This is a genomic window from Nocardiopsis halotolerans DSM 44410, from assembly GCF_000341065.1.
GTDB lineage: Bacteria > Actinomycetota > Actinomycetes > Streptosporangiales > Streptosporangiaceae > Nocardiopsis > Nocardiopsis halotolerans.
Map to the genome: position 1 here is coordinate 15,855 of NZ_ANAX01000122.1, position 16,631 is coordinate 32,485.

A 16,631-nucleotide genomic window follows, 5' to 3' on the forward strand; every position below is an offset into this window, starting at 1 on the left:
CGGCGGGTGCGGTCACCCGCGTGCGGGCAACGAGACCCGAGCGGTGAGCCCTCCACCGGGGTTGGGCGTCAGACGCAGCTCCCCTCCGTGGGCCTCGACGATACGCGCGACGATGGGCAGGCCCAGACCGTGCCCGGCACGCCCGGACCCTCTGGCGGCCATCCGGCCGCCGCCGCGGAGGAAGGGCTCGGTGAGGTTCTCGACCGGTTCGGTCAGGCGCGGTCCGGTGTTGCTGACGGTCAGCAGCACGCGGCCGTGGTCCCGGGAACCGGGCGCGGTGGCCACCACCACGGTGCCGTCCGCGGGCAGGTTGTGCCGCAGGGCGTTCTGGAGGAGGTTGACCACGAGCTGGCGCAGCAGCACGCCGTCGCCGGTCACCGGTGACGGCGTGCCGCGGACCGAGACCGTGACGCCGAGGTCGGCGGCCTCGTCACCGGTGATCGCGACCGCCTCGCGGACCGCCTCCGACAGGTCGACCGGATCCATGTCGGGTGGTGTGTGTTCGAGCGAGGAGAGCTGCAGCATGGCCTCGACGATCTCCGTGCCGCGCTGGTTGGTCTCGCGCAGGCGGGCGATGAGGCGGGGGTGGTCCTGACCGTGGGGATCCGCCCTGGCCACGTCCAGCATGGTCCGGGTGATGGCCAGCGGCGTACGCAGCTCGTGGGAGGCGTTGGCGGCGAAGCGCTGCTGGGCCTCGAAGGAGCGCTGGAGGCGGTCGAGCATGTGGTCGAAGGTGTCGGACAGTTCGGTGAACTCGTCCCGTCGGCCACGGAGCCCGATCCGATGGTCCAGGGAGCCGTCAGCGGCCCNGCCCGGGTGATCTCCTGGAGCGGCCGCAGCACACGTCCCGCGATCACCCAGCCTCCCCACAGCCCGACGACCGCCAGGAGGGCGAGCGCGACGCCCGAGGCCCACAACAGGGTGTCCAGGATCTGCTGGCGGGAGGCGACGTGCGTCACCGACGGGTCCGTCGTGTACAGCGGGTAGCTGGGAACGTAACGCATCCCCACGTAGACGACCGCCAGCGTGGCCGCCCCGGCGACGTTGAGGAAGAGCGCGTAGCTCAGCGCCAGCCTCATCCGCGCCGTCAGCCGCCGTGGGCGCCACGCCAGCGTCGGAGCACGCCCGGTCGGTACCGACGTCGCGCCGCGGACCGGCACCTCACCGCTCATCCGTCCGACTCTCTCTCCGCGAGGCGGTAGCCGACCCCCGGCACCGTGCGTATGACCGACGGTTCCCCAAGCCGCTTGCGCAGTGTGGAGATGGTGATCCGCACGGCGTTGGTGAAGGGGTCGGCGTTCTCGTCCCACGCCCGCTCCAACAGCGTCTCCGCGCTGACGACCCCGCCCCCGGCGGCCATGAGCACCTCCAGGACGGCGAACTGCTTACGGGTGAGGTGGACGTGGACACCGGCCTGGTGAACCTCGCGCCGGAAGGGGTCGAGCCGGATCCCCGCGTACTCCAGGACCGGGGGCGCGCCCTGACTCGGGCGGCGGGCCAGGGACCGCAGGCGCACCACGAGTTCTTCGAGGTCGAACGGTTTGGTCAGGTAGTCGTCCGCGCCCAGCCCGAACCCGGCGACCTTCTCCCGGAGACGGCTCGCGGCCGTGAGCATGAGCACACGGCACCCGAGCCGCCGTTCGACGATGGCCCGGCACACGTCGTCGCCGTGCGTGCCGGGGATGTCCCGGTCGAGCACGACCACGTCGTAGTCGTTCACGTCCAGCCGCTCCAGGGCCGCGTCGCCGTCAGCCGAGATGTCGGAGGCGATCGCCTCCAGCCGCAGCCCCGCCTGTACGGCCTCGGCGAGGTAGGGCTCGTCCTCGACGATCAGCACACGCATCCGCTGTCCCCCTCTGGCACCTGGTACGACATCGCGCCGGTTCCCGTTCCTCCCCACGGTACGGACCCGGGAGGGGTCGGTCCGCCCACGGGGCGAGGCCCGCCGCCGAACCCCAGTGAACGCGACGGCGCCTATCGCGGGCGTATCCAAAAACCGATACGCCCGTGCAACACCGCTCGTACTTCACTGGACGGGCACCGAGAACCCCACGCATCGGACAGGCGATGCCCGACAGGCGAAGGATGAGCGGAGTGACGGAGCGGGAAACGCTGGAGTGCCCTTCCACCGGCGGGAAGGCGGACGAGCGCGTCGGCGGACTCGCCGGCCGCCGGTGGTGGCCCTGGTACTGGCTGGTCGCGGCGCTGTGCGTCACGGTGGTCATCGTGCTGATGGCCTGGTCGATGACCACGTCGGTCTCGGGCACGGTGTCGTCGGCGTTGGACGAGCTCACCGGTCGGGAGGAGACGGCCTTCACCGCTGAGGACGGGGCCCTTCCGGACGACCTGTCGGTCACCGCCTTCGACACGCACTACCCCTCGATCGCCCGCATGGACGAGGAACTGCTGGAGGCCGTGCAGGAGGCGTCCCGTGACGCCCTGGAAGAGGGGATCGTGCTCCACGTCACGTCGGGTTGGCGCAGTGAGGCGTACCAACAGCACCTGCTCGACGAGGCCATCCGCGAGCACGGGTCCCGTGAGGAGGCCCGGGAGCTGGTCAGTACCCCGGAGGAGTCCATGCACGTGACCGGGGAGGCGGTCGACATCGGTCCGACCGACGCCGCCGACTGGGTCATCCGCCGCGGCGCGGCCTACGGGCTGTGCCAGGTCTACGCCAACGAGATGTGGCACTTCGAACTACTCACCGAACCCGGAGGGGAATGCCCCGCACGCCTGCCCGACGCCGCGGATTAGGGAGGGGGCCGGCCGCCGCACACGGAGCGACGGCCTTCCGTGGTGGTGCCGACGACGGGGCCGCGCACCCACCGGTCTTCCGTGGGTGCGTGCCCGGGGCCGGTCAGCGCGCGCCGGGGTCCCCCCGTCCTGAGCGCAGACCGAAGGGCACGCCGAAACCGGTCAGCCAGCCGCCCTCGGACAGCAGACGGAACGCCTCGTGGGTGACGTCGTGGTCCGGTGCCTGCCGGGGCGGCCACCCGAAGGCCTCGGAGACCGCCGACCAGCTGGGCCCGTGCCCGTGTTCGTCGCGGTAGGCGTCCACCCAGCGGGCCACCCGCTCCTCCCGGCCCGAGACCAGGTCGCGGGCGCGGTCGGCGACGGGCACGTCCAGCGGCGTGGTCGCGGGTGCGGTGTCCGGCGGCGTCGGCGGCGGAAGGGGAACGTAGGCCAGCGGCAGGGTGACCTCGGTGAGACGGGCCTCCAGGACACCGCTGTCGACGCCCAGGCCGTCGACCCAGGAGAGCTCTCCCAGCCACATGAGCAGTTCCGCCAGCTCGGCGGTGCCGGTCAGGGCGCACGCCGACACGATGTCCGCGGCCGGAACGCGGATGCGGCCGTCGGGATCGGAGTGCAGGGCCAGGTAGGCGGCCACGAGCCGCAGCCGGTTGGGCTTCTTGCGCATCTTCTTGTGGGCGAGGGTGCGTGAGAACCAGCCCGAGGCCCGCGACCGGACGCCGTTGCCGAGTTTCCAGGTGTTGCCGTCCAGGCTCGGCAGGGGGCACTGGGCCGGGTTCGCGGCGTCGGACTCGATCACCGCCTCCGGTGTCGTGCCCAGCCATCCGGACGAGGTCAGGTCGCTCAGGGCGGCGTGGGCGTCCTCCAGGCGCAGTATGCGCAGGTCCTGGCTGGTGAAGTTCGCCCAGCCCTTCAGCGCGCCCCTCAGGGCGAAGGTGAGGGCGAGCAGGCGGCTGTCCGGGAAGGTGCCCGCGTTCTCCGAGGCCACGCGCTCCCACAGTTCGCGGAAGAAGTCCGCGTGGTGGGGGCCCATCCGCGGTACGCGCCTGCGGTCCGCCGGGATCTTCTGCTGGGGCCTGGCCCGCGCATCGGCCTGGGCGCGCTTCCTGGCCTTCTTGGCCTTCTTCGCCTCGGAGTTGGTCAGTCGGCGGGGCGCGCCGCCCGGTGGGACGCTGATGCCCTGTTCCTCGCAGCGCGCACACTCCATGGCCGCGGCCAGGTCCTCGCCTGGCCGGTGAAAACGGGGCTGGGGGATCTCGGAGGGAACGTGGCTGCCCACGTCGCTGGTCGCGGTGTGCTGCGTCATGGTCAGGAGGTTAGCGACGAAACCGTGCCCGTGTCCGGCTTCCGGCGGAATCGCTCACCCGGGGTCACGTACCGGGCGGCGGAGGGGGAGGGGTTTCCCGGGTCCCCACGGGGCAGGAACAGGGCTATGGGCGAACTCCTGCTGATCAGGCACGGGCAGACCGAGTGGAGCCGGACGCGGCGGCACACCGGGCTCACCGACATCCCCCTGACCGCGGAGGGAGAGCGCCAGGCCGCGGCGGTGCGTCCGCTCCTGGCGGCCCGCGACGTCGGCCGGGTGGTGACCAGCCCGCTGCGGCGGGCCGTGCGCACCGCCGAGCTGGCCGGGCTGGAGGACCCGGTGACCGACCCGGACCTGACCGAGTGGGACTACGGCGGCTACGAGGGGATCACCACCGCCGACATCCAGCGCGAGCGCCCGGGATGGAACCTGTGGCGGGACGGGATCGTCCCGGGAGACTCCGGGCACCCGGGGGAGAGCGTGGAACGGGTGGGGGAGCGGGTCGACGGGGTCCTCGCCCGGATCGCCCCCCTGCTCCGGGAGACGGCCGACGTGGCGCTGGTGGCGCACGGCCACGTCCTGCGCGTGCTCACCGCGCGCTGGCTGGGCCTGCCGCCCGAGGCGGGGGTGCTGTTCCGGCTCGACACGGCCACGCTGAGCACGTTGGGGCGTGAACACGGCCGTCCGGTGCTCACCTCGTGGAACGTGGCGCCCTGACCGGCGCCGTTTCGGGGCTCTCCCCACTCCGGGGGTTGACAGGAGCAGCAAAGGCCTATTGGCTAGGCCACTAAGCCTTATGGGCCAGATCACAGCTCCCACCGTCCCTCTGATCGGCACACACCATGACCCCTCAACTCCTCACCATCATCGTCCTCCTGGCGATGTTCGTCATCGCCACCGTCCTCCCCATCAACATCGGTGCCCTGGCCTTCGTCGCCGCCTTCATGGTCGGCATCCTCGTTCTGGGGATGGACACCGACATGATCCTCGGCGGGTTCCCCGCGGGCCTGTTCCTCACCCTGGTGGGCGTCACCTACCTCTTCGCCATCGCCAAGAACAACGGGACGATCGACCTGCTCGTCCGCGGTGCCACCCGGATGGTCGGCGGCCGGGTGGCCGCCATCCCGTGGATCATGTTCGGCATCTCCGCCGTGCTGACGGGTGTGGGCGCGCTCGGCCCGGCGGCCGTGGCGATCGTCGCGCCCATCGCGCTGAGTTTCGCCGCCCGGTACCGCATCAACCCGCTCCTGATGGGCATGATGGTGGTCCACGGCGCCCAGGGAGGCGGGTTCTCCCCGGTCAGCGTCTACGGCGTGACGGTGAACGGGATCGTCTCCGACAGCGGGCTCTCCGTGTCCCCCCTCACGCTGTTCTTCGGCAGCCTGGTCTTCAACCTGGCCATCGCGGTGATCCTGTTCGTCTCCCTGGGCGGCAACCGGCTCTTCGGCGTGCGGGTCCACGACTCGGCGACCGCCGACGCGGCCGTCACGGAGGAGGCCCGCACCTCCGGCGGGTCCGGGCACGGAGCGGTCGCGCTGGCCACCGGCGGTCCCGCCGACACCCCCACCGGGAGCGGAACGGGCGGGAGCGCGGACACCACCGCGGAGCACCAACCGGTGCGCTTCGACCAGATCGCCACGCTCGTGGGCATCCTCGTGCTGGGTGTGCTGGCCCTGGGCTTCGGGCTCGACGTCGGCTTCGTCGCCCTCACCGTCAGCGTGGCGCTGGCGCTGGTCTCGCCCGGGTCGCAGAAGGACGTGCTCTCCCAGATCAGCTGGTCCACGGTCCTGCTGATCACCGGCATGCTCACCTTCGTCGGCGTCATGGAGAGCGCGGGGACCATCGAGTACGTCGGCGACGCGGCGGCGGGGCTGGGAGCTCCGCTGCTGGTGGCGCTGCTGCTGTGCTACATCGGAGCCGTCGTCTCGGCGTTCGCCTCCTCGACCGCGATCCTGGGCGCCACCATCCCGCTGGCCATCCCGTTCCTGCTCATGGGCGACATCAGCGCGACCGGGGTGATCGTGGCCCTCGCGGTCTCCTCCACCATCGTCGACGTCAGCCCGTTCTCCACCAACGGCGCCCTGGTGCTGGCCAACGCGACCGGCGTGGACCCGTCCCGCTTCTACCGCCAGATCCTCGTCTACGGCGCCATCGTGGTGGTGGCGGGTCCGCTGATCGCCTGGGGTGTGCTGGTGATGCCGGGACTGCTGTGACGGAGGCGCCGCGCGGAGCCCGTCAACGGGTTCCGGGACGGGAGGGGGCCGGAGGCCCGGTCCCCTCCTTCCGGCTCACAGGCCTGGCCTGTGAACCACCACATCGACTCAGGAGCTGACCGGCGCCTCGACGTCGGAGACCAGGAGCAGGTGGTCGCGCATCGCGTCGGCCGCCGCCCGGGGGTCGCCCGCGCGGATGGCGGAGGCGATGCGCTCGTGGCTGTCGAGGGAGGCCCTGGGCCGCTCCGGCTGGGACAGCGACTCCAGCCTGGTCTCCCGGATCATCGGGGCGATCTCGTTCATCATGCGCGCCAGCAGGCGGGAGCGCGCGGCGGCGGTGATCGCGGCGTGGAAGTGCTCGTCACCGGTGACCCCGCGGTCCCCGTTCTCGACCTCCTGTCGCATGAGCTCCAGTGCGGAGTCGATGGCGTCCAGGTCCTGGGGGGTGCGGCGTGCGGCGGCCAGCTCCGTCAGCTTGACCTCCAGCGCCTGACGGGCCTCGATGATCTCCGCGCGCCGGTTCTCCCGGTCGCGTAGGAGGGCCAGGACCCCCTGCTCGGAGACGGTCTGGCGGATGATCGCGCCGTCACCGTGCCGAACCTCGATGATGCCCTGGACCTCCAGCGCCACCAGCGCCTGGCTCAGGGAGGCCCGGCTCACCTCCAGCGCGGCGGCCAGTTCGCGTTCGGGCGGCAGGCGGTCGCCGACGCCCAGACCGGCCTCCCGCATGTGTTCCACGAGCCGCTCCACGAGCTGCTCGTACAGGCGCGGGCGGGCCGGGGGCCGGGGACGGGACTTGGTAGGCACGCTCGCTGGCTCCTGATCCTCGGATCTGACTGGAGTGTGGGACTTCCAGGCTAGAGCATCCCGCCGAGGAGGCCTCCGGGACCGGGGAGGCGGGTGGCCCCGATTCCTTCGCGGGGCTTCACAAACCGTGTGCGTCCGTGCCACTCTGACTCAAGGCCTAGTGGCCTAGCCACTGAACCATTTGGAGGTTGCTGTGGGGACCCACGACACCGCCCGGGAACTCCTGGACCGCGTTCTCGACGCGGGTACCTACGTCTCCTGGGACGACACACCCCTGGACGTCGCCCCCGATCCCGGATACGCCGACGCGCTCGTCCGGGCCCGGGCCGCCAGCGGGTGCGACGAGGCGGTCCTGACCGGGCAGGCGCGGCTGCACGGCCACCGCGTCGCCGTCGTGGCCTGCGAGTTCGGCTTCCTCGCCGGCTCGGTCGGNNTCGCCGCCGTCGAACGCGCCACCGCCGAACGACTGCCCCTGCTGGCCGCGCCGGCCTCGGGCGGCACCCGCATGCAGGAGGGGACCCCCGCCTTCGTGACCATGGCGGCGATCGCCGCGGCCGTCACCGCGCACAAGGCCGCCGGACTGCCCTACCTCGTCTACCTGCGTCATCCCACCACGGGCGGGGTCCTGGCCTCGTGGGGATCGCTCGGCCACCTCACCGCCGCCGAACCCGGAGCGCTCATCGGGTTCCTGGGTCCCCGCGTCCACGAAGCGCTCCACGGCGAACCGTTCCCCGAGGGGGTCCAACGAGCGGAGAACCTGCACCGGCACGGTCTCGTCGACGCCGTCCTGGCCCCCGACCAGGTGCGCGACGCCGCCGGACTCGCCCTCGACGTCCTGCTCGCCCGTCCCGACCACGCCGCCCCGACCCCGCCCCGGACGTCCGCCGAACCCGCCACCCGCGTCCCCGCCTGGGACTCGGTGACCCGCTCCCGCCGCAAGGAACGTCCCGGCGTGCGCGACCTGCTCCGGCACACCGCCAGCCACGTCGTACGGATCCGCGGGACCGGCGAGGGCGAGGCCTCACCCGCCCTGCTGACCGCGCTGGCCCGGTTCGGGGGCAGGCCCTGTGTCCTGGTCGGCCAGGACCGCGAACGCCAGAGCGCGGAACACCCCCTGGGGCCCGACGCGCTCCGCGAGGCGCGCAGGGGCATGCGCCTGGCGGCCGAACTCGGGCTTCCCCTGGTCACCGTCATCGACACCCCCGGCGCGGAGCTGTCCGCGCGGGCGGAGGAACGGGGAACGGCGGCGCTGATCGCCCGCTGCCTGGCCGAGATGGCCTCCCTGCCCACCCCCACGGTCGCGGTCCTGCTGGGGGAGGGCACCGGCGGGGGTGCGATCGCGCTCCTGCCCGCAGACCGCGTCCTGTGCGCCCAGCACGCCTGGCTCGCGCCGCTGCCGCCCGAGGGGGCCAGCGCGATCGTCCACCGGACCCCCGAACGCGCCGGGGAACTGGCCGAGAGCCAGGGCATCGGCTCCGCCGACCTGCGGGCCAGCGGCCTCGTCGACCGGGTGGTCCCCGAGTTCGACGACGCGGCCGACGAGGGCGGCGCGTTCTGCGCGCGCATGGGATCGGCGATCGCCCACGAACTCGCCTTCGTGGAGACGCGCGGGGGCGGCGGCCCGCCCGCCGGACGCACCGCGCGCTACCGGCGCCTGTGCGCGGCGGGATGACCGCGCGGCACCCACACCACGGACACCATGCAGGACGAGGTACAGGAGGTAGGAACGTGGAACGCTCGCAGGGGCCGCTCAAGGGGCTCGTGGTCATCGATCTGTCGCGGGCCCTGGCCGGGCCGCACGCGGCCATGCTGCTGGGGGACCTCGGCGCGCGGGTGATCAAGGTCGAGCAGCCCGGCAGGGGTGACGAGACCCGCGGATGGGGACCGCCGTTCGTCGGGCCGGAGGAGGAGCGGATCAGCACCTACTTCCTGTCCTGCAACCGCAACAAGGAGTCCATCGAGCTGGACCTGAAGTCCGACGACGGTGCGGCGCAGCTGACCCGGCTCGTGCGCGCCGCCGACGTCCTGGTGGAGAACTTCCGCCCGGGCGTCCTGGACCGGCTCGGCTTTCCCACGCGGCGCCTGGAGGAGCTCAACCCCCGACTGGTGGTCTGCTCCATCAGCGGTTTCGGGCACGACGGCCCCGAGGGCGGACGGGCGGGCTACGACCAGATCGCCCAGGGCGAGGCGGGGCTGATGAGTCTGACCGGACCCTCGCCCAAGGAACCGACCAAGACGGGGGTGGCCATCGGAGACCTCCTGGCGGGGATGAACGGCGCCCAGGGCGTGCTCGCCGCGCTCGTGGAGCGGGAACGCACCGGGCGAGGGCGGGTGGTGCGCACCTCCCTGCTCTCCTCGATCGTCGGGGTGCACGCCTTCCAGGGAACCCGTTGGACGGTGGGGCGCGAGGTCCCCACCGCCCTGGGCAACCAGCACCCCTCCATCGCCCCCTACGGCGCCTTCGCCTGCATGGACGGTGTGCTCCAGGTGGCGGTGGGCGGCGAGGCGCAGTGGGAGCGGTTCGCCGGGCTGCTGGGCCTGGACCCCCGCGATCCCCGGTTCGGTGACAACGCCTCCCGGGTCGAGCACCGCGAGGAACTGGTCGCCGAGGTGGAGGCGGTCCTGGGGCGGGGCTCGCGCGACGAGTGGCTGCGCCGGATCGGCGAGGCCGGTGTGCCCTGCGGCGCGGTGCGCACCATCGACCAGGTCTACGAGTGGGAGCAGACGCGCTCGCAGGGGTTGCTGGCGCGGGTGGAGCACCCGGTGCTCGGGGAGATCGAGCTGCCCGGATCAGCGCTGCGGTTCGACCCCGTCGTCGACGGTGAGCCGGAGACCCCCGGGACCGGGTACCTGCCCCCGCCCGGGCTGGGTGAGCACAACGACGCGGTGCGGGCGTGGCTCGACGAGGTCGAGTCGGGCCTCGCGTCGGAGGGGGCATCCGCGCACTGACCACGGTGACGGCCACGCGGACGGTCGCGCTGGCGCCTTGAGGGGTGGCGCGACCGTCCGATCGCGTCCGTGCCGGGCTGGCGTCGGTATGTCGACTGCGGTGGTGCTGCCTGGGGCGGCAGCCTGTGGGAGGTCACGGCGACCGCCGCATGCAGGGGCTGGAGGAACGGCCGCCTCCGTCCACGCCGCACGAGGACGGGGATCGAACGGGAATCTCCGAACCGCTGGCCGTACGCGGACTCCGGCCTTCGGCGGTGCCGGACCGGGCCAGGCGGCCGAGCGGACCGGTCATGCGTGCTGGGTCGTGAACGGCCCCAAGCCGTTGCACGTGCGGGAATGGACGTGCGAGGCGTGCAGGACCCACCACGACCGGGACATCGACGCGGCCCGGGTCGTGCTCGCCGCTGGGCGGGAACTCGCCCGAGAGCGGGAAGCGGAGAGCTGGAACGCCTGTGGAGGCCGGGTGAGCCCCCTTGGGTGGGGCGCCGGCCCGTGAAGCGGGAACCAGCGGACGCCGCGAGGCGCACCGCGCCCACAGTCGCGAGGCCGTGGGAATCTCCGGGGTTCACTCCGGAGAGGACGTCAACGGTGCCCCTCCGAGGACGAGCCGACCGACTGCCTTGGTGCGTCGTCTCCCGAACCGTCCGCGGCCGGGCACCAGCGCCGGTAGGGGCAGTCCCGGCAGGCCTCGCCCGGGCGGGGCGGGTGGGACAGGTCGCCGTGCCAGGGTTCGGCGAGTCCGCGCACCACCCGCCGGGCCCCGGCCCGGACCCGCGCCGATCCCGGGTCCAGCGACCGCACGGACGCGCCCCCGGGCGTGAGGACCTCCAGCTCCACCGCGGACTCCGGCCCCCGGGACAGGGCGCCGGAGGCGAGGAAGCCCACTGCCAGGGCCAGCCGGGGATCGTGTTCCAGCAGATCGTCCTCGGTCCCGTCCAACGCCCCGGCGTCCGTGGTGACGGTGCGGTGGACCCAGGACCGCCCCCGGTGGTGGAGCACCTCCGCCCTGGCCAGGACCAGCACGTTGGCCCGCGTGTCGTCGGCGGCCAGTGTGTGCCCCACCCGGACGTGGCTGCCCGACACCAGACCGCGCAGTGGACACACCCCGACGTGGGCGGCGATCATGGCGGCTCCCCGGCGCGCCTGCCCGCCCTCCAACCGCCGCCCTCCGGCGGACCAGGAAGCCGGTTCCCCGGGCAGGTCCTCCGGCGCGCAGGGCCGACGGGGCAGGCGCGTGTGCAGCCGCTCCAGCCACGCGCGCACGGCGCGGTCGCACGCCGACGCCGGGGTACCGCGGGGATCGGCCGCCAGGCCCAGGGAGTGGAAGTGCGCCCTGGCGGGGCAACCGCGGTGGCGCAGCCCCACGGATACCGACCAGGAACGCCGGGGGCGCGACCCGTCGGCGAGACCGAGGAGTCCGGGGACACGGGGCAGCCGTCCGCATCCGGAACGCGCCGCGCAGGCCAGGCAGTCCCGGCCGGGGGAGCGGGCCCCGCCCACCAGGGCCGAGCGCAGCCCCTCACGTCCCGCCGCGGCGAAGGACTCCTCCGCCCCGGACGCGGAACCGTCGTGGAGCACGGCGGTGGAGGAGTCCAGACAGGACACCTCCACCACGCGCACCCGGTCCGGCGGCCGGGAAGCGGCGCCGTCGCTCCTCCCGCGCATGGGGTAGGGGACGCCGCGCAGGTACCGCGAGGGACGCTCGGCGTAGGCGTCCCGGTCGACCCGCGTGCCGGTGGCCAGCACGTACGCGGCGACCGCGACCTCCGCCCGGGGGCGCTCCCGCGCTCCCGCGACCCCCATGACCGGGACACGCAGTTCCCGTACCCGGTCCGCGCCCTCGACGTAGGTGTACCCGCGGCCCCGGACACACAGCTCGTAGGGCCGGGAGTGGGGGGAGGCGGGGCCGGGCACGTACTGGCGCACCCAGAAGTCGAAGGCCGGGGCGCGGTGGAGGCCGTCGCGCCCGTCGTCCCGGGCCAGGGCGTCCAGGTAGCACCGGGAGGCGTGCCGGACCCAGGACAGCAGCCCCGCGTGCGGCGGCGCGACCGACTCACCCAGGACGTCGCGGGGGCGTCCGCCCGGCACGGGCAGGTGCGCGCAGGCGTCCCCGACCGTCCACCCCCCGTGCTCCACCAGGTCCAGGACGGCGTTCAGGGGAGCCAGGGGCGTGTCGCACAGCGGCGGGCGCCCGTCGTCGTTCCCACCGGTGGAGAGGTCGGCTCTGATCCGGCGGTGCGCCGGGCAGCCGCCCCGGGACAGGGCGGCGGAGTCGCCGAAGACGCGGACGACGGGTACGGACGCGTGGTCTCCCATGTCGTGGTAGGGCACGTGGGCCTCCCCTCGACAGCAAGGGTGACACGATCGCGGCCCCGCCGCCGGACGCCTGTGGACAACCTCCGCGGGACGGATTGACGGGTTGTCCGGACCCGGTGGTACACACGCTTGAAGCGGACTAAGTTCGCATATCGCCTATAAGAACAAAGGAATCCCCCATGTCACCCCGTACCTCCGCCGCCCCCGCGGCGGCCCTCGCCCTCGCGCTCGCACTGAGCGGCTGCGCCCAGACGGAGGAGATCCTGCACGACCTCGCCGCGGACGCCGTCGCCCAGAACCCGGTCCAGGCGGTCCCCGACCACGACCAGGTCGACCGGGACGCCCCCTTCGCCGGGAGCCCGGCAGAGGACTACGGCGAGGGCTTCGACGTCCCCGAGGCCGAACCCGTCGGATCCTTCAGCGCGGCGCAGGTGGCGACGGCCTACGCCACCACCCGGAACCTCCTGGAGGCCGTCTACCTCGACGAGGACGCGGTCTTCGACGGGGACAACAGCGAGTTCACCTCGCTGCTGTCCGGCCAGTCCCTGAAGTGGTACATGGACAACCTCGGCAACGAGGACCCCGCGCTCGACACCCGCCGCATCCCCTTCAACCTCACGCCCGGGACCGCCGAGCCCATCGGCGACGTGGTGAAGGTGGACGGTTTCATGCGGGCCGAGGAGGCCCGCGACGACCAGGGCTGGGACTACCTGTCGGTGGCCACCGAGTACACGATCGTCCATCCCGTCGCGCGGCCGGGGGACGCGGTCTCGATGCGCCTGGTCACCACGCACCTCGGTGAGGTGGGCTTCTACGACGTGGGCGGCGACGCCCTGGAGGCCTGGCCCCTGTGGCAGCGCTCCGTGGCTCCGGCGCACTGCCTGGAGGAGCCCACCTTCACCCCCGCCTACCCGGACGAGCGGCCCCAGGGGGAGCGGCCCAAGGGCGCGCCCCAGGACGCCTACGACCGGGAGGAGGCCCGCGACATGGAGGACTGCGGAGCGATCCAGGACACCTGACGCGTTCCCGGGGCCGCGTCCGACGGGCGGACGCGGCCCTTCCGGAGCGGGGATAAACCTCCGTAAAAAGTCACTCACGGTGACGTTTTCGACTCTCCCGGTGGTGCGGCGGTCAGCCGCACGGTACCCCTCCATCATGTTGAATGACCCCCATGATCGTGCGTCGAGTACTTCCCGATGAGATGAACGCCGTCAGCGAACTGCGTGTGACGGCCTACACGGCCGACGGCCTGTTGGACGCGAACCCGGCCTACGTCGAGACACTCCGCCTCCTGGGAGCGGACGGTCGAGGTGAGATCCTGGTCGCCGCCGACGAGGACCGGCTCCTGGGGACGATCATGTTCGAACCCTGGTCACCGGAGAGCGAGATCGCCCGCAACGCCGACGAGGCCGAGATCCGCGCCTTCGCCGTCGCCCCCGAGGCCCGGGGACGCGGCGTCGGCCGCGACCTGGTCAACGCACTCGTCGAACGCGCCCGGGAGGAGGGGGTCTCCCGGCTGCTGCTGTCCACGCTGCCCGAGATGGTCTCGGCCCAGTACGTCTACCGCGCCCGGGGCTTCGAGCGGGTGCCCGAACGCGACTGGACCCCGATGCCCGGCGTCGAGCTCATCACCTACGAACTGGCCATCAAGGACTAGGACAGCGGGCACCCCGCCCCGCACGGGGGCCGGACCTCTCCGGCGGGCCGTCTCGGACCACGGTGTTCGGGGAACCGTGGTCTCAGGCGGTGACCCACCGCGTGAGCCGGTGCGCCTCGGTCGGGTCCGGACACTCCCAGCGCCGCACCAGACGTTCCACGGCGGTGGCCGGAACCGGCGACTCCCTGCGGTCCAGGCGGGCGCGCAGCACCCGGGGCGGGGCCTCGACGGAGACGATCTCCACCCGCGCCCCGTAGGCGGCCGCCAGGTCCACGCACCTGTCACGCATGGAACGCGAGACATTGGTGGCGTTCCACACGAACGACCGCCCCGCGCGCAGGTGCTCGCGGGCGCGCTCGTGGGCGGCGTCCGCCACCGGCCGCTGGTCGTCGGTCGGCCGCACACCCAGTTCGGCGCGCAACGCGTCCAGACCCACCACCGGCACGCCCGGACGGTTGCGTTCGACCCAGGTGTCCTTGCCCGCGCCCGGCAGCCCCGACATGACGGTCACCGTCATCCGGGTGTCGTCGTACGCGGCGTAGTCCGGATCGCGGTCCGCCTTGCGGAAGAACCAGAAACGGGCGTGGTCGGAGGGGAACGCGCGCGGCCGGTCCAGGCACCGCTGCTCCTCGCAGTACTCCCCGTACAGGCCGACGTTCTCCAGGACCTCCGAGGCGTCGCCGCAGCGGCGCCCCAGGATGTCGGCGGTGGCCAGCAGGACCAGGTCGTCGTTGCGCGCCACCAGACTCACCCGGAAGGCGATGTGGCGCAGGTCGGGGCGCTCCAACGCCCAGAACGGCACCTGGTGGTGGCGCACCAGGGCAGCCACGTGCTCGCGCCACTCCACCGCGGCCACGCGGTCCTCCTGGGAACGCGGCCGGGGATCCGCCGACTCCCACAGCAGCCGCCGCGCCATGAGCTCCCCGCGCCGGGAGTGCCCGTGCGCCGTGATCCGGCCGCCCTCCTCCCCGCGGGTGCACAGCGGTTTGGCGGCGTCGTGCAGCAGGACGGCGGCGAACAACCGCACCCGGTCCTCCACCGGCCGGGCCCGCCACGCGGGCAGGTCGGCCAGCGCCTCGCACGCCATCCGGGTGTGCGTCTCCACGTCGCCCTCGGCGTGGTGCACCGGGTCCTGCTCGACCCCGGCCAGGTCGCGCACCCAGGGGAAGGCCTCCCGCACCCGCCCCCAGTCCAGGTCCCAGTGCGGCGGCGCCGGGCACAGTTCACCGAACTCCCGCATAGAGCACCTCCGGATCGGCCAGCCCGTTCGCGATCACCGGCCGGTCCAGCCAGTGCGTCCCCGAGTCCAGGACGGCGGTGGTGAAGTCCGAACGCACCCACTTGTACCGGTCCACGGTGTGGTCCCCCTCCTCGACCTTGACGTACAGCCCCTCCATGAGGTCGGAGCCGTCGCTCTCGGCCAGGGCCCGGTCGGGGTCGGCGCCACCCGCCCCCGCCGCCTCGACCAAGGCGTCGCGCCAGGCCGGGGTCCGGCAGGTGGAGGGACCCACCAGGCGGGTCAGATCCGTCAGGCGTTCCAGCGCGCCGGAGTACAGCACGGGCACCGACACCACCGGGGTCCCCTCCAGCAGTTCGCGGCGGCGCGGCGTGGACAGGAACACGTCCTCACGGGTGTCCAGGACGTCGAACTCGCAGAACAGGTGGGGCAGAGCGTCGTAGAACACGGTGTGTTTGGCGTACAGCCACTCCCCGTACAGCACGTACCGCTCGCCCAGGCGCGGCCACAGCAGCGGCGCCACGGTCGCGGCCCAGGCCTTGAACGGCGCGAAGTGCCGCTCACGGGGACCGCCCGCCAGGTAGTGGCCCCGGCTCTGGAGGCGCAGCTCACCGCCGGGGCCGAAGCTGATCCCGGCGTTGGCGCCGTCGAGCTTCTCCTCCACCACCAGGTGCCGCCCGGCCAGTTCGCCGAAGGGCGTCGCGGACAGGTCGTGGTCGCCCGACTGGAGGCGGGAACCCCGGATGTGCCGGGTCCGCGGGTACTTGCGCATGACCACGGTTGTACCGGTCCGTTCGCCCGCGCCGCCAACGGTTTTCCGCGCCCCGGTGGCCCCGCCGTGCCCGGTCGCCGTGTGTGCCCCTCCGGGTCAGCGGTCCGCGACGCGCCGGCGCCCGCCCAGGGACGCGGCGTCGGCCGCCGCCCGGCCCGCGTACCAGCCGTCCTCGCTGGAGGGGCCGCGCACCCGCGTGTGGGTCAGCTCGCCGAACGCCTCGGCCACGGCCTCCTCCACCTCGCGCTCGCGCGCGGCGAACACCGGCACCAGGTCCGTCCCGGTCTCGGCCGCGGCGGCCTCCTCGGCGGCGCGCGCCGACTCCGCCAGGCGCTCACCCACCCGCACGGCGAACGCCGACATGAACGACGCCCGGAAGGCCCGACCCGCAGCCCTCCCCGACCGGTCGCGCGCCGACCCGCTGGCCCGCATCGCCGTCTCCGCCTGCACCAGCAGCGAGGTGAACATCAGGTCCACCGCGTCCACGTCCCCCGGGAAACCCATCACCGTGCACAGCCCCAGCTCGCGGTCCCACACGGCCCGGCAGTGGTTGGCCTCGGCGACCTCGTGCAGCAGCGCCGCCTTGTGCTCGTCGTAGGGGGCGTCCACCGGCAGGCGCCGAC

15 protein-coding genes and 1 pseudogene are annotated in these 16,631 nt (G+C 73.2%); 7 read left to right on the plus strand and 9 right to left on the minus strand.

Annotated features, from left to right (window positions below):
• Positions 1–12: 12 nt before the first annotated feature.
• From D455_RS35275 to D455_RS0109295, 3 genes and pseudogenes are all read right to left on the minus strand, one after another.
• Complete coding sequence (locus D455_RS35275; RefSeq protein ID WP_017570454.1) at positions 13–723, minus strand: sensor histidine kinase; 711 nt, start codon at positions 721–723, stop codon at positions 13–15.
• A 27-nt stretch (positions 724–750) separates the two neighbouring features.
• Positions 751–1,107 (minus strand): annotated as a pseudogene (locus D455_RS36260) (hypothetical protein); the annotation flags it as partial.
• Between the two features lie 61 nt (positions 1,108–1,168).
• Positions 1,169–1,843, minus strand: a complete 675-nt coding sequence (locus D455_RS0109295) for a response regulator transcription factor (RefSeq protein ID WP_017570456.1) — start codon at positions 1,841–1,843, stop codon at positions 1,169–1,171.
• Between the two features lie 242 nt (positions 1,844–2,085).
• On the opposite strand from D455_RS0109295, the gene D455_RS0109300 reads away from it, so the two are divergent.
• On the plus strand, positions 2,086–2,754 hold the full coding sequence (locus tag D455_RS0109300) for a M15 family metallopeptidase (RefSeq protein ID WP_083922191.1): 669 nt from the start codon (positions 2,086–2,088) through the stop codon (positions 2,752–2,754).
• 103 nt (positions 2,755–2,857) lie between these two features.
• Here D455_RS0109300 and D455_RS0109305 read toward each other — a convergent pair whose 3' ends face one another.
• On the minus strand, positions 2,858–4,057 hold the full coding sequence (locus D455_RS0109305) for a hypothetical protein (protein ID WP_017570458.1): 1,200 nt from the start codon (positions 4,055–4,057) through the stop codon (positions 2,858–2,860).
• Between the two features lie 126 nt (positions 4,058–4,183).
• On the opposite strand from D455_RS0109305, the gene D455_RS0109310 reads away from it, so the two are divergent.
• Complete coding sequence (locus tag D455_RS0109310) at positions 4,184–4,774, plus strand: histidine phosphatase family protein (RefSeq protein WP_017570459.1); 591 nt, start codon at positions 4,184–4,186, stop codon at positions 4,772–4,774.
• Between the two features lie 125 nt (positions 4,775–4,899).
• A complete protein-coding gene (locus D455_RS0109315; RefSeq protein WP_017570460.1) occupies positions 4,900–6,270 on the plus strand; it encodes an SLC13 family permease in 1,371 nt (456 codons plus the stop codon).
• Positions 6,271–6,378: 108 nt separating this feature from the next.
• Here the strand turns inward: D455_RS0109315 and D455_RS0109320 are convergent, their stop codons facing one another.
• Positions 6,379–7,077 (minus strand): FadR/GntR family transcriptional regulator, encoded by a 699-nt coding sequence (locus D455_RS0109320; protein WP_026122466.1) that lies wholly within the window; start codon positions 7,075–7,077, stop codon positions 6,379–6,381.
• A 193-nt stretch (positions 7,078–7,270) separates the two neighbouring features.
• On the opposite strand from D455_RS0109320, the gene D455_RS0109325 reads away from it, so the two are divergent.
• Entirely contained in the window at positions 7,271–8,749 is a 1,479-nt protein-coding gene (locus D455_RS0109325; protein ID WP_017570462.1) for a carboxyl transferase domain-containing protein, read from the plus strand.
• A 56-nt stretch (positions 8,750–8,805) separates the two neighbouring features.
• Positions 8,806–10,026: a CaiB/BaiF CoA transferase family protein gene (locus D455_RS0109330; RefSeq protein WP_017570463.1), complete on the plus strand. Its 1,221-nt coding sequence runs from the start codon at positions 8,806–8,808 to the stop codon at positions 10,024–10,026.
• A 582-nt stretch (positions 10,027–10,608) separates the two neighbouring features.
• Here D455_RS0109330 and D455_RS0109335 read toward each other — a convergent pair.
• Positions 10,609–12,357 (minus strand): PD-(D/E)XK nuclease family protein, encoded by a 1,749-nt coding sequence (locus tag D455_RS0109335; RefSeq protein ID WP_017570464.1) that lies wholly within the window; start codon positions 12,355–12,357, stop codon positions 10,609–10,611.
• Between the two features lie 164 nt (positions 12,358–12,521).
• On the opposite strand from D455_RS0109335, the gene D455_RS0109340 reads away from it, so the two are divergent.
• Both D455_RS0109340 and D455_RS0109345 read left to right on the plus strand, forming a co-directional pair.
• Complete coding sequence (locus D455_RS0109340) at positions 12,522–13,361, plus strand: hypothetical protein (protein WP_017570465.1); 840 nt, start codon at positions 12,522–12,524, stop codon at positions 13,359–13,361.
• A 152-nt stretch (positions 13,362–13,513) separates the two neighbouring features.
• Positions 13,514–13,999 (plus strand): GNAT family N-acetyltransferase, encoded by a 486-nt coding sequence (locus tag D455_RS0109345; protein WP_083922192.1) that lies wholly within the window; start codon positions 13,514–13,516, stop codon positions 13,997–13,999.
• Positions 14,000–14,081: 82 nt separating this feature from the next.
• On the opposite strand, the gene D455_RS0109350 is transcribed toward D455_RS0109345, so the two are convergent.
• The 3 genes from D455_RS0109350 to D455_RS0109360 all read right to left on the minus strand — a co-directional run.
• Positions 14,082–15,239 carry an AAA family ATPase gene (locus tag D455_RS0109350; protein WP_017570467.1) on the minus strand — a complete coding sequence of 386 codons (1,158 nt, stop codon included), beginning with the start codon at positions 15,237–15,239 and terminating at the stop codon, positions 14,082–14,084.
• Positions 15,223–16,008 carry an RNA ligase family protein gene (locus D455_RS0109355; RefSeq protein WP_040684756.1) on the minus strand — a complete coding sequence of 262 codons (786 nt, stop codon included), beginning with the start codon at positions 16,006–16,008 and terminating at the stop codon, positions 15,223–15,225. Before D455_RS0109355 ends, D455_RS0109350 begins: the two co-directional genes overlap by 17 nt.
• Before the next feature lie 96 nt (positions 16,009–16,104).
• On the minus strand, positions 16,105–16,631 hold a 527-nt coding region (locus D455_RS0109360), incomplete at its 5' end, for a DUF7168 domain-containing protein (protein ID WP_017570469.1).